The sequence below is a fragment of the Streptococcus sp. 2022WUSS083 genome, from assembly GCF_044427155.1.
GTDB classification, from domain to species: domain Bacteria; phylum Bacillota; class Bacilli; order Lactobacillales; family Streptococcaceae; genus Streptococcus; species Streptococcus hashimotonensis.
In genome coordinates this window covers 371,951-384,725 of sequence record NZ_JAOTGK010000002.1, presented here as the reverse complement: position 1 = coordinate 384,725, position 12,775 = coordinate 371,951, and the positions used below count along the sequence as shown (strand labels likewise).

The window sequence follows — 12,775 nt, the reverse complement described above, 5'->3', positions numbered from 1 at the left end:
CTTTAGGCATCTGTTTGTGCCAAGTCAAAGAGCTTAGTATCTTTAGGGATTGGATTTTCAAAGGGGACAATGGTGCTACCTGCTACGATTAAGCCCGAGCCCTTTTGTTTTGGCCGTGTGATATATTTTTCCAGGGCTTCAGGAACATCCAACACTTGCTTCAGTTTCTCCAAATCCTGCGGCTTATGCTTCAGCAAAATCATGAACTCACAGTTGGACAGAAGGTTTCTACCTTCTTCATATCGCACAATGGTACCAATGTTTTGTGTGATCCCTGTTGGAATACCCCCGTATTTACGGATACGGGCCCAAACCTCCGTAAAGAAAGTGGCATCTGTAGGATTTCTGAAGGTCAAATGAAGCTCATCCCAATAAAGCCAAATTGTCTGCTTACCTTGAGCAGAGACAACCTGTTGCCAAATGTAGTCCTGTAGAACCAACAGAGCAAAGGGTTTTAGTTTTTTACTCAGTCCCTTTAGGTTAAAGACAACTAGCCTATTGGAAAGATCTACGTTGGTGGGATATGCAAAAAGATCCAGACTTCCCCTGGTATAAATCTCCGCCTTAGTAGCAAGGTCACGTGCAGCCTCTTCTGGCTGTTCCTCAAGGATTGTTTGCCAATCTTTAAGGGTTGGTTTCTCAAATCGGCGATAGACTTCTGAAGTAACACGGTCAATAATGGTGACATGATCATCTGTTACTTCTTTCAAGACGGATTCAAAGAGACTCATCAGAAGGTTGCTCTTATCTGCAATCACATCGATTTCCGCATCGTCATCATCAAAGAGTTGCTCATCTGTATCTGGTAGCTCCAAAAGGTTGATATGAGTCTTAGACCTAGTTGTAATATCAATGACCGTTCCTCCAAAGGCTTCAGCAATCTTTGTGTACTCTCCTTCCGGATCGGCAATGATAATTTTATCCTCCGGTCTTTCGAGGATCGTAGGGATAACCTCTGTTGTTTTAGCTGTAGTACCTTTTCCCGATCCAGACGAGCCAATAATCACACCATTCGGAGCATTCAGCTCCTTGCGGTCCAGAGTAATCACGTTATGAGATAGCTGATTTTGGCCATAGTAAAGAGCACGTTTGCTCTTTGATTGCAGGTCGACATTGGTAAACGGAATTTGTGTGGCCACATTGGCCGTCGTGAAAGGTCGCATAAAGTCCTGTTTGACATCTAAGTAAGCATAGCCTAGCGGCAAGACTGTATTCAGACCTTGTTCCTGGTAATAGTAACAATGATCAAATACGACTCCTAGCTTACGACCAGCAGCCTTAACCTTGTCCTCGTTGTTCTTCAACTCTTCCTGGCTATCTGCCATGATATAGACTGCGATAACCCCAGAAAATGCCTTCTGATCATTTTCCATGGTCTCTTCCTTCCAACGTTTGGTGGTTTCGTTGGTTTCCTTGGCCACTCCTGATACTGCCAATTCAGGATCAAGGATTCCTGCTTGAGCTCCTTCTCGTTGGTTTTTAATCATTTCCACCTTAACTTGTGACTGGGCTGTCAGGAGCTTCTGAGTGAATTGCCCTGGGTCATAAGGATTGGCATGGACTGTGATTGCAAGCTCAATCCCTATATCCGTTAAGGTCTTTATCATCCGATCTGTCAACCAGGTAGGATATTGTCGGACATAAAGTACACTGGCATGAAAGTCATCTATTTTCATCCGATCTTCTAGGAAGTGGATACGACTAGGGGAGATAAAGTCTTTTGCACGTAGGCCCGATAGAGCAATATCTTTGTAACTATATGGAAAGTAAAGCTGCCCCCGTAGCATCCAATTCAAGATTTTTAGCCTATCCAGCCCTGTCATATCGTCCAAATCAATATTGAGTTCCGCAAATTGATCACGGACACTACCACCGATCTCGTGCAGTTGAATATCTGCCTGAAGAGAGTCATAGGCTTGAGTGGATAAGGTGATGTACTTTTCCACCTTAAAGTTGCGAGAATCAGCTGAAAATCGCTCTGTAATAATTTGATTGTATTCTTCACGATAAAGGTCCTCTGCATCCCCTTTGGGCTTATAGAGGACTCCCTCAAGTGCATTTGTCTCAATACGCTTGTTTAGTACAAGCAACTGAAAATTATTGCCAGCATCTAAGCTGTTAAGAGCTTCTGCATAGGTATCAATCACCTCTACCTTATCCTCTTTGTTGGCCGAGGTATAAGCCACGTCACCAAGACGATAGGTCCGTGACCAGTCATTCTTGGCCAGGTGCATCAGCCCATTTTCGTGCAGGCTGGTGAAGAATATTGAGTTTTGCGTACTGGCTTTCATCTGTCGCTGCAAGCGACGTTTACGTTGTTTCTCTGCCTTGGTCAGTTTCAAATTCATTAACTCCTTTCTGTTGTCTCATAAAATCTTTCTTTGTCAATCGTTGCTCCCCTGGAGGAAAATCTGTCATATAAGCCCTCTCCTGTATGGTATACCGAAAACGCCACCGCTCTCTCATCTCCTCATCTTTTCCTGCTCCATAGATGAAGATAGGGACTGTAATAACTGCCAGTAACAGATACACAATAAACAGAGGAAACTTGAAATAATAAAGCAGACCGCTAACAAGTACAGCGAGAACAACTCCCATATAAAAAATCAACTGTCTCTTAGTTCGACCAAACATGATTGGCCGTTCAAACTGGTCAAACTCCTTCAGGAATTCAGACCCTAATTTACTCATACGTTCTCCTTTCTTAAATGAAAAAACACGCTACTTTTGTAACGTGTTTATAATTATATTTATAATTGTAAGTATGTTTGTATTTATAAACTACTCATCCCCATCTTCCTCTTCCTCTCGCTTGCTTCTCAGAGAGAGCAGGGTGAAGAGGAAAGAGAGGACAATAGAAACAATAACAAGTATTAAGATATTTTGTTCTGTTATCAAGAGCGAATTATAGTTTTGAGTTGTCTTCCCAAGCTCAGAATTGCTCAAGTAGACATAGCCCCCACCATAGTAGAGAATAGATAACCAGATTATCGTACTAGCCCACTTGGAAATCCAGAGGAAAATAAAGGCTGGAACGCCAACCACGACAGAAAACATAATCGTCACAATATTTATGATAACATCTAGTGACTTGTTCAAGACTAGGCCAATCACTGATCCTGCCGAAGTCTTCCTTGTTTTTGTTTGTTCCATAGTCTCTCTCCTCTGCCCAATCCTATAACATTATTATACCATGCTTACATAGCTCCTATCAAGCTTTTAGCCAACTTCTGACTACCAAATAACATAAAGATGAATATTATTCCTTTTGCAATGGAAACAAAAGCTGTCCCCCAGTTTGCAAGTGTTCCAGATGTATTGATTGACAATATATCAGAAGTTACCAAAGTAGGATATAGCCTCAAAACTACAAAAAGTATTATAGCTTGAAAAGCCGCTGCCCCAAAGTGTTTCAGAATATTTAGTGCTATCGATCTAGTAGAATCTGGTAGGAAAAAGGCTACTAATAGTGGGGCAAATGCCTTAAGCAGATACATTTGGAAAAACCTCATCATAGTTAATAGCTTAGTTGATAGACTTGCTGTTCCTTGAACAAGTCCACCAATAAAATTAACTACATTTTTTAAGAACCACCCTTTGATAGTCCCTAAATCCAAATTATATTCTTCAATATTCCCTGGCACTACAGCATCAATTAAATTCAATGCTATATTCACTACTGCCACCATTGCATCAAAAATCTGGCTAGACATGGAAATCAACAATAGTGAGATCAGGTACTTATAGGCTACTTCAAACCACATTTCACTTGTCAGATTGCCTCCCTCCTGTTTGAAGGTCCTCCACCAGGAGTCTATCTCTATTAGGTAACAGATACCTAATATTATAACCGCCAAGGGACGTAGGGAGGCTGCTATAGCCTCCGCTGTCCCATTAACAGTCTCATTATAGCTTGATAAGCTTTTTGTCAGTTCGCTAACATCCACGATGTCCTCCTAGAAAGTAAGTGCATTCATTGCAGCGACGATTGCAGCTGAAATAGTAGCCGCTCCTGCAGCCATCATACCACCGTAAAGCATACCTGACTGACCACGTTCCTGTTGTTGCACATTGTCAGTCTTCTTTCCTACGGCATAGTCTTCCCAGCCTTGCCATACTCCCCAAAGTCCACGTGCCGTTCCAATTGCACCCAATGAACCAATTACCATTGTTACTAAATCCATGATTGTTCTCCTTTGTTTCTAAAAAATAAAAGGCCAGTTTCCTGACTTGGCCCAGGTCGATAGAATAAAGATTAGTCTTCTTTCGCTTTACGCTTAACCAATCCAAATTGTGCTAATACTGACAACATGAGTCCTCCAATGCCAGCAATTGACAAAGCTTGACTTGCATTTGTACCTGTATTTGGCAGGCTTGGTCCTGCAGGTACTGGTGCTGGAGTCTGTGGTGTTGGGGTTGGAGTCTCTGGTTTTGGTGGCTCTGGAGTCTCTGTAATTACCTTGTTAGATACTACAGGGTTGCCATTGACATAGAGAGTGTACTCATTGACTACTTCTCCTGCTGCAATACGTTTAACCGTAATGTAACCGTCCGCACCAAATGCACTTGTACGTGGAATCTGGTTCAAGAAGTCCTCACGGAAGCGAGTCTCGAACTTACCAGTCTCCACATTGTAGACAGTTTCTGTGTAACGCTTGAGATCATCACCAGCCTTGATAACTGTTCCGTCAGCCAATGTAAAATCAATTTTTGCTTTGATTTCATAAGTTTGGTACTCATCATGACTAGCTTGGAGAAGATCTACAAATCGATATTCCTTGATGTCGTAACCACGACCTGCTGGAATCACCCAACCTTCTAGCTTATATGTCACAAGATCACCAATCTTAACAGTACCACCGTCAATAGACTTACCATCCTTGTCCAACACATCTTTGTGGACTACAAGTTGTGGCAATTCATTGGTCACGATGTTGCCATAGTAACCATTACCGAAGTCAATTTGGTAGGTTTGGTTAGTGACTGTACCAACAAAATCTTGTTTCACTTTGAAAGAAAGATTATAGGTAATATCCAAACCTTGCTCAACATAGGCTTTGAAGAAGGCTTGAGGATCTTTAGCTACCCACAAGTAGAACTCACCAACAGGAGAGATGCCAGATTCTTTAATCAGTGCCTGTAGCTTTTCATCCAAAGTATCTGCCGAAAGCACATGGATCATATCAAGCATTGCTCGAACATCGTCACCGTTAGCTGCTTTGATTGAGTTAACAACCAATGAGCTACCGTCAATTGCTGCATCCAAGTAATCATCTACATAGAAGAAGCCTTTACCAATCGCATTTTGAGAAGCTACAATCCCTTTGTATTGATCAAGATCTTGTTCTGCCACATAGTTGAGATTAGTATTCGGAAGGATAGATTGTCCGTCAATTGAGTTTCCATTTTCATCTACAACATCTTTCTTAGGTTCAATCAAGTTGTCGTATGGAGTTGGATTTTCACCACCAGGGTTACGAGGGTCTTCAGAACCTGGTGTGTAAATAACTGGCGTATTTGATACTACCTTGTACTCACCTGTAGGTGTTGTAATGACTGTAGTAAAGGTATTTTTGTAAGTCCCTCCGTCATTGATAGGGCGACCAACGAAGTAAGCAACTGGCACTACAACATCTTGATTGCGGTTTGCATTAAGCAAATTCAAGGTTGCATCTGTAGCTGTCAATGTTGCTTTACCGTTTTCATCATAGCTTACAGTCCAGGCTGTATTCTCAGCTGCAGTAGCTGCACGATCAATTTCAAATCCTGCAGGGAATGGATCATTCATCACATAAGCTGTTACTTCTTGACGGCCTGCTTTCAGGTTTGCATTGGTCAATGTCCATTTTTCCGTCGCACCTTTAGGCACTAGCTTCCCGTCAACGCTGACACCGTCTTCATTGATAACATCCTTGCTGTTTGCTGGAGTTTGCTTCACAAGTACAGGGTGGATACTTGCTTCAAAGACTTTCTTCTCAGGGACTGAAACATATGGAATCACAACTGGGGTGATTGGGTCAAACGTTTCAGGAGTGAATGTCTCTGGGGTGAAGACTTCTGGGACAAACGGAGCTGGTGTGTAGTCTTCTGGAGTAAAGGTCTCTGGAGTGAACGTTTCTGGAGTAAATATCTCCGGAACAAAGTTTTCAGGAGTAAACGTTTCTGGAGTAAAGGTCTCTGGAATGAAATTTTCCGGAGTAAACGTTTCTGGAGTGAATGTTTCTGGGGTAAAGGTCTCTGGAGTGAAGACTTCTGGGACAAATGGGTCCGGAGTGTAACTTTCTGGAACAAACACTTCAGGAGTAAATGTCCTGAGATTTGGAGTAACATAATTTGGAATTGGTGGTGTAGCAGGCACTTCTTTGTCTTGTTCTGGTGTAATTTGCTTATAAGGTGGTAATGGTGGTAATACTGGAGCCGCAACATTAGTATTCATTGCGAACCAGTGCCCTGTTTGATGCTTCGATGCTCCAACTGTTAAACCAAATGTATCTCCACTTTCTGCAACTAAAGCGCCTGAACCGTAATATCGTACAGGTGAGTCAATACTATCATGACCACTATACGGGGCAATGGTATCAATAGATGTACTAGCATAGATTTTACCATCATGGTCTTGAACTTGACTGCCAGTAATCGGAACGAAACGCATGTTCGAACTTAAGTCTTTGACATACTCAAAATAACTATCTTCTCCCAAGGAATTCATGGATGAAATAGAGAAAATAATCGGATTCTCTTTAGTCGCAACCACCTTACCAGAATCAGTATAAAATGTTTTTTCAATATGGAGTTCATCACCGACACCTACAAATCCTTGTGTTGCATCTGAACCAAAGATGACTGTTTCAGTCGGATCTTTAGAGACAGTCACAATTGATGCTCCTTTTTCTGATGCAACAGCTGTATAGCGAGCGACAACTTTTGTAATCTTTTCTCCATTAGCCGAAGCAGAAAAATCTCCTACATATGTTACTGTTGCGGTTTGTCCAACATTCAAAAGAAATGTGGTCCCATTTGAGTAATCTACAGTACCTGCATAATCTCCTTCGGAATAACTAGATACCGTGTGGACCAGATTGCGATTTGCATCACTAACTTCTTGACGCTTTTTAGGATTCACAAATTTTGTAACACCTTCAATCGTTCCAATAGTCACATTTGGCTCAGATTTATAGATCAAACTCTGAGCGACGACTTCACTAAGATAGCCGTTTTCTTTAGTTTTCGCCTGCATTTCTGCTTTTTTAGCTTCATATTCCGCCAAAAGTTGAGCATTAGTGGCTTCTGCCGCTGAAGCTGCTTGTGCATTCCGCTTTCTGATTTCAGCATTGATAGCCTCAACTTTAGCCACTTCAGCAACTGCTGCATCGTATTCTGCTTTAAGATCAGCGTTTAAGGCATCAACTCTTGCCGTCTCTGCTTGATTGTAAGAGTCAACCTGAGCCTGTCCTTCAGCATTACGAGCATCGACTGCGGCTTGACCATCCTTGTTACGTTGCTCAACGGCAGCAGCTTCTGCAGCACGGTTAGATTGTTCTTGTTGGTTACGAGCATCAACTGCAGCTTGACCTGCAGCATTACGAGCATCGACTGCAGCTTGACCTGCAGCATTACGTTGGTCCACGGCAGCCTGACCTGCAGCATTACGTTGATCTACAGCGGATTGACCTGCGGCGTTGCGTTGTTCTGCAGCAGCCTGACCCGCGGCATTACGTTGATCTACAGCGGATTGACCTGCGGCGTTGCGTTGATCCACAGCGGCCTGGCCTGCAGCGTTACGTGCATCGACTGCAGATTGGCCTGCAGCATTGCGTTGATCTACGGCCGCTTGACCTGTGGCATTACGTTGATCCACAGCAGCCTGGCCTGCGGCATTACGTGCATCAACGGCGGCTTGACCATCCTTATTACGTTGCTCAACGGCAGCAGCTTCAGCAGCACGATCATCCAGCTCTTTTTGGTTGCGTGCATCAACGGCGGCCTGTCCTGCAGCATTGCGAGCATCAACCGCAGCCTGTCCTGCAGCATTACGTTGTTCTACTGCTTCCTGTCCGTGTTGGTTGAATTCTGCAACACGTTCTGCTTCAGCTTGATTCTGACGATCAATATCAGCGTTGGTTGCTTCAGCTTCTTTGATTTCAGTTGTATTCTCAACTTGCTTTTTTTCTGCTGCAATGACTTCCGCTGTCTGATTAGCTAGATCAGCTTGTGCAGCATCTAGGCTTTCGTGAGCAACTGGAGTCGATTCTTCTGTGATTGATACACCTGATTCAGTTGCAGATGTCACAGCTGCATCAAGTTCAGGAGAAGTAACAGGACTAACCAACTCACCTGTCTGAGTTCCTGCTTGTGACTCTGTTGCCACAGCTTCTGCCGTTGGAGCTTCTTGGACGGTTTCAAGATTAGTAGCTGGATTTGGGTTTACGACTTCAACTACTGGAGTTGTGGAAACTGTAGTCACCTCGTCCGCAGAAGCAGTAGCTCCTGAAAGCCCAACAGCAAGTGCCGTAGCAGCTACTACTCCAAGTTTTCCGATAAGGGCTGAGTGAGTACCCGTCTTAAATTTTCGAATTGAAAAAATGTCTTTATTCTTAACCATATAGTAAATTTCCTTTTCTTTTTATAATAATTGTTTTTGCTTCAAGAAGCTTGTCAAGCCTAGTAAAGTGATTCCTAGGAGACTGATCATCAAACTAGCAACTTCCCCTGTTTCAGGCAATGTAGTCATTGTTCCCTCAGTTGTTTTTACACTAATTGTTCTATCTGGATTTACAACTGCTCCAATTGCTTCTGCAGTTACAGTTGCAGTAGAACCGTCAGCATAGCGAACTATCGGTCGGCTATTATCCGTTCCAATAATCACAAAACCTGCTTCAGTTGTGATTGGCTTTTCTGGCGTTACCTCCACAACCTCTTGTCCTGTTGAGGTAGAAATTGTACCAACCTGGCTCTCACCTGTTTGATTGACTTCTTCAGTAGTTTTCACAGGTGATTCTGTCGGAGCTACTGGAGGTATCTCTGAAGGAGCCTCGCTCAATCCTGGAGTGGTTTCACCTGTCCCTTGTGAAGAATTGGTAGAGCTTGGAGTAGTCGGATCTGTTGACGGTGTTGTCGGGTCAAGCGGTACTTCTACTGGCTCTGTTGGAGTAGTAGTTTCTTCCTCTGGAGCTGTCGGATCGCCTGGTTCTGACGGTAATACTGGCTCAGTTGTATCAATTGGCTCTACTGGACTTACCACTTCAGGAACCAAACTTGTGTCACTTATTTCTTCTGCTAGAGAAGTATCCGTAACTTGTTCCGTCGCTTCAATTGGAGTGGAGCTATCTACCGGAAGTAGTTCATCCGCAAATACTGGCACCGTTTGAAGCAATAGTGCTGCTGATAATGCAAGTATAGAAGCTATACTTTTTTTGATCATCTCATTTTCCTTTCTTTCGCTGCTCTACTGGTCTGGTATATCCCTGACCAGTAAGTTGTAGTTTTGTGCTCTCGCCTATTTTGATACGGCGTGCAACTAATACATTGTCACGCTTAACAGTCCGAATCTTATCGAAGACCGCACCATAATAGACGATAACATCACCGACGGCTTCACGACCATTTATCAATATAGGACGTTTAGCCGTCGCATATCGAGGTCGTAAGTAAAGTAATTCTCCTGTTTCTAGTAAAGCTGTTGCTCCCCCTTCCTTTCCTAATTTTTTTAAGTCTGAGATTGACATCTCAGTACTAAAACGATTTTTTATTTGATCCATTTTCTTCCTCCTGAATCAAAGGCGAGTAACGCCTTGTTGTGCAAGCACGTATGCTTACATCTGTATTTTTCACGCAGGGTTTATAGTCTAGGAACCCCAAACTCCTTCAGCTTATAGCATTAGCTATGCTTTTACGTTATAACCAGCACTAGATATCATTTTCTAGCTACGACACCGCCCCTATTCTTATTTTTATGCCTAGGTTTGCTAATCAGGACAGTGGTTGTATTCAATTGTCAAAGAGCAGTAGTTTTACGACTTTTCGGTCCAATTTACTCTATTGGTCTTTTCTTTTTAGCAATAATGCAAGTCCAGCTGTTACGCTTGAAACCAAAAGCGACATGATTGATGCAGAGTCGCCTGTATCTGGTAAACTAGCTTTCTTCCCTTCAGTAGCTGCAACACGAGTAACTACCTTAGAAGTTGCTGACTGAGTTACTGATTGATCAGTCACATATTTTGTAACTCGCCCAGTTTCATCAACGACAGGAATTGGATTCCCTCCAGCCTGTGTGATCAAATCATACTGGTTAGCCAATTGAGCTAAGCGTATAGCCTCCTGTTGTACCTGGTATTGCTCCTGAAGTAAGGCAAAAGTTTTCACTTTTTTATCACGATCTGCTTTCAGATAATCCAGTTTTTCTTGTGCAACAGATAATTCTTCCTTCTTCTGCTCAACGAGTTTTACTGACTCACTCAAGGTTGCTTCCGCAACTTCTAATAGCTGAAAAGATTGCTGAAGCTTGGTGAGATAATCTGTCTGTTCGTCAAGAGACTCATTCAAGCGATTCAAATCATTAGTTAAACGAGTAACACGTGTTTGAGCTTCAGTTACATCACCCTCTAAATTGAGTAAGATACTACGCTTCTCGGCTAATTCAGCTTTTATGTGGTTAAGCTCGTCCTTCTTCTTCGCCAATTCAAGCTGAGCATTTTCTAAATGAGCTTGCTTAGTCTCTACATCAGTACTTATCACCCGAATAGCTTCTTGAGCAGCTTGATTCGCAAATGTGGCTTGATTCAATCTGACATTGGCTTGTTCAAGAACTGCTTGAGCATTTGGTGTAGCTAATGGGATAGCCTGAGCTGTGGCCAAAACTTTCTCCGCATTAGCCAAACCAAGTTCGGCCTGGGCTCTTGCATCACTTGCTTCTCGCAAATCAGCTTTCAACTGACTTAAAACCTCTTGAGCACTTGTTAATGCTGTTTGAGCCTGATTGTAGCTTGTAATAATACCGTCAGATGTTGATCCTGCAATTTCTGTTTTGCTAAATGTTGAATTCGGCAAAATTTGCTTATCCTGCACCGTCACAAAATGCACTGAGCTAGCATCTGTACGTGCTGAGAAAGATAAACCGAAGTAGGAAACTCCAGAGGAAGATAGCCCTGCAATACTCTCTGCGTGCATATATTCATAGCCGTTAAACATAAAGTTAATGACTGCCTGGTAAATTCTACGTTTGGCACTATCCATTGTCATAGTAGAGGTGTTTCCGACCCAGTTATCCATATTTTCAAAGGACTGAATACCTTTAGCTTCCAGCTCTGGACTAGTGGTCTTTAAGTTAAGACTTCTTGCAGCATCATTGACAGCTTTCGCATCATGTCCAATTGTGCGAATTTCTTGAGCCGACCAATCATCTGCCACATAACCTTCAGAAATCAAACCAGCTAAGTCAATAGCCGAAGAAGTAACGATAACTTCATCAGTACCCATTGCACGTCGAATTTTGTTTACTAGATCTGCCGCAAAGAGTGATAATTCTGTTGCCTCAGATTCTGTCAGACTGTTTGTTGTCAGAGTTCTTGCTGCATCATCCGAATTTGACTTGTAACTATTCTGACTACGAAGTCCTGCTGCCATAGAATCGAGTTTGGCTTTGGCAGATTGACCATTTGTTGAATAGTTCGTAGCATAGTCTGTCAATGCAGCAATGTAGTCAGTTGATACTGTAATCGTATTGATCGCATTGTAAGCATTGCTGGCTTGGTTAAAGCTTGTCTGTGCTTGAGAGACAACTTGTTCTGCTTCACTAACTTTATTTTGAGCTACACTTTCTAGTTGACTCATCTGTTCAACTAAAGCACGAGCTTTAGTTACGCTAGCCTGACCATCCTGAATACGTTCCGCACGAGAGCTATCAGAAACTTTGGCAGCCTCAAGATTAGCTTCGGCTTCTGAAACTGCTTGAGACACTTTTGATAATTCTTCCTGGGCTTCCGCTGCAGTTTTGAGTATTGCTGAATTGCTTGTCCCAGCCAAAATTTCCTCTGCTTGAGCAACAAGTTCCTGGGCTTGTTTGACTTCCGCCTCTTTCTGATCGACCTCCGCTTGAGTCGCAGAGACTTCTTTTTCTTGAGCAGCAACAGCTTCTTCTGCGGATGCCTTTTCTGAATTCGCTTCAACAAGCTCTGTCTCGACTGTCCCAATCTCAGATTCTGTCGTCGAGATCCCTGCTTCAACTTTTTGGATATTCTCAGGAGTGGCTTTGGCAACAAGAGCCTGAGCTTCCTCAACAGACCCTTCAGCTACCTCCTTCTGTATGGTTGCCTCTGCCAGCTCAGATTCTACTGTTCCAACTACCACTTCCTGACTTGCCACTGCTTCTGTTGCCTGATCAGCAGCAAGCTCTGCTTCTCCCAATTGAGTTTCTGTTACAGTAGCAGCATTTGCCTCTGAGGTAAGTTCTTCAACCCCTGTTGTTACAACAGCTTCTTCAGCATTAACTACCCCTGTACCAGTCGTTCCTGCTACTAGGATCGCTACTCCGCCTAAAATAGAATGTTTCATTGATGTTCTCCTTTAATTTTTATACAAATTTGTCTAGTTTTTTGACATTGCGGTCAGGTCTAAATTAGTGGTTCCCACTCTCCCGACTATATAGCTCAATTCGCTCACCACGTTCAAGTCTGTACCATCTCTTGAACATTTTCGCGATTGATAAAGTTGGAAATATATGTTCCTTAAACTTAAAATTCCGTCGGTTATCGTACCAAGAAATACGGATAACAAATTC

9 protein-coding genes and 2 pseudogenes are annotated in these 12,775 nt (G+C 42.9%); 1 reads left to right on the top strand and 10 read right to left on the bottom strand.

Translation table 11 applies throughout. From position 1 onward, the window contains the following. Nucleotides 1-2 precede the first annotated feature (2 nt). The 6 genes and pseudogenes from ODU41_RS03845 to ODU41_RS03820 all read right to left on the bottom strand — a co-directional run. Complete coding sequence (locus ODU41_RS03845) at nt 3-2,348, bottom strand: VirB4-like conjugal transfer ATPase, CD1110 family (RefSeq protein WP_192872329.1); 2,346 nt, start codon at nt 2,346-2,348, stop codon at nt 3-5. Continuing rightward, nucleotides 2,311-2,691 carry a PrgI family mobile element protein gene (locus ODU41_RS03840; protein ID WP_044680314.1) on the bottom strand — a complete coding sequence of 127 codons (381 nt, stop codon included), beginning with the start codon at nt 2,689-2,691 and terminating at the stop codon, nt 2,311-2,313. The genes ODU41_RS03845 and ODU41_RS03840 overlap by 38 nt, the downstream gene beginning before the upstream one ends. A gap of 90 nt (nt 2,692-2,781) precedes the next feature. Next, nucleotides 2,782-3,153: a hypothetical protein gene (locus ODU41_RS03835; RefSeq protein WP_044680315.1), complete on the bottom strand. Its 372-nt coding sequence runs from the start codon at nt 3,151-3,153 to the stop codon at nt 2,782-2,784. A 44-nt stretch (nt 3,154-3,197) separates the two neighbouring features. Further along, complete coding sequence (locus tag ODU41_RS03830) at nt 3,198-3,947, bottom strand: hypothetical protein (RefSeq protein ID WP_105120659.1); 750 nt, start codon at nt 3,945-3,947, stop codon at nt 3,198-3,200. Between the two features lie 9 nt (nt 3,948-3,956). After that, on the bottom strand, nt 3,957-4,184 hold the full coding sequence (locus ODU41_RS03825) for a hypothetical protein (protein WP_398578670.1): 228 nt from the start codon (nt 4,182-4,184) through the stop codon (nt 3,957-3,959). A 71-nt stretch (nt 4,185-4,255) separates the two neighbouring features. Further along, nucleotides 4,256-5,419: pseudogene (locus ODU41_RS03820) on the bottom strand (SspB-related isopeptide-forming adhesin); the annotation flags it as partial. A gap of 688 nt (nt 5,420-6,107) precedes the next feature. Between ODU41_RS03820 and ODU41_RS03815 the strand changes: the two are divergent. Next, on the top strand, nt 6,108-6,278 hold the full coding sequence (locus tag ODU41_RS03815; protein WP_398578679.1) for a pentapeptide repeat-containing protein: 171 nt from the start codon (nt 6,108-6,110) through the stop codon (nt 6,276-6,278). Between the two features lie 164 nt (nt 6,279-6,442). Here the strand turns inward: ODU41_RS03815 and ODU41_RS03810 are convergent. The 4 genes and pseudogenes from ODU41_RS03810 to ODU41_RS03795 all read right to left on the bottom strand — a co-directional run. Beyond that, nucleotides 6,443-8,602, bottom strand: a pseudogene (locus tag ODU41_RS03810) (GbpC/Spa domain-containing protein); the annotation flags it as partial. Nucleotides 8,603-8,623: 21 nt separating this feature from the next. Then, nucleotides 8,624-9,421 carry an LPXTG cell wall anchor domain-containing protein gene (locus ODU41_RS03805; RefSeq protein WP_044680321.1) on the bottom strand — a complete coding sequence of 266 codons (798 nt, stop codon included), beginning with the start codon at nt 9,419-9,421 and terminating at the stop codon, nt 8,624-8,626. Nucleotide 9,422: 1 nt separating this feature from the next. Then, the gene (locus ODU41_RS03800; protein WP_044680323.1) at nt 9,423-9,758 is read right to left on the bottom strand and encodes a hypothetical protein; all 336 of its coding nucleotides are present in this window, start codon (nt 9,756-9,758) and stop codon (nt 9,423-9,425) included. A 277-nt stretch (nt 9,759-10,035) separates the two neighbouring features. After that, complete coding sequence (locus tag ODU41_RS03795) at nt 10,036-12,549, bottom strand: SEC10/PgrA surface exclusion domain-containing protein (RefSeq protein ID WP_398578669.1); 2,514 nt, start codon at nt 12,547-12,549, stop codon at nt 10,036-10,038. Between the last annotated feature and the right edge of the window lie 226 nt (nt 12,550-12,775).

Coding starts and splice junctions, on each gene's coding strand:
- ODU41_RS03845 (WP_192872329.1), bottom strand. CDS start 2,348: ATGAATTTGAAACTGACCAAGGCAGAGAAACAACGTAAACGTCGCTTG.
- ODU41_RS03840 (WP_044680314.1), bottom strand. CDS start 2,691: ATGAGTAAATTAGGGTCTGAATTCCTGAAGGAGTTTGACCAGTTTGAA.
- ODU41_RS03835 (WP_044680315.1), bottom strand. CDS start 3,153: ATGGAACAAACAAAAACAAGGAAGACTTCGGCAGGATCAGTGATTGGC.
- ODU41_RS03825 (WP_398578670.1), bottom strand. CDS start 4,184: ATGGATTTAGTAACAATGGTAATTGGTTCATTGGGTGCAATTGGAACG.
- ODU41_RS03805 (WP_044680321.1), bottom strand. CDS start 9,421: ATGATCAAAAAAAGTATAGCTTCTATACTTGCATTATCAGCAGCACTA.
- ODU41_RS03800 (WP_044680323.1), bottom strand. CDS start 9,758: ATGGATCAAATAAAAAATCGTTTTAGTACTGAGATGTCAATCTCAGAC.
- ODU41_RS03795 (WP_398578669.1), bottom strand. CDS start 12,549: ATGAAACATTCTATTTTAGGCGGAGTAGCGATCCTAGTAGCAGGAACG.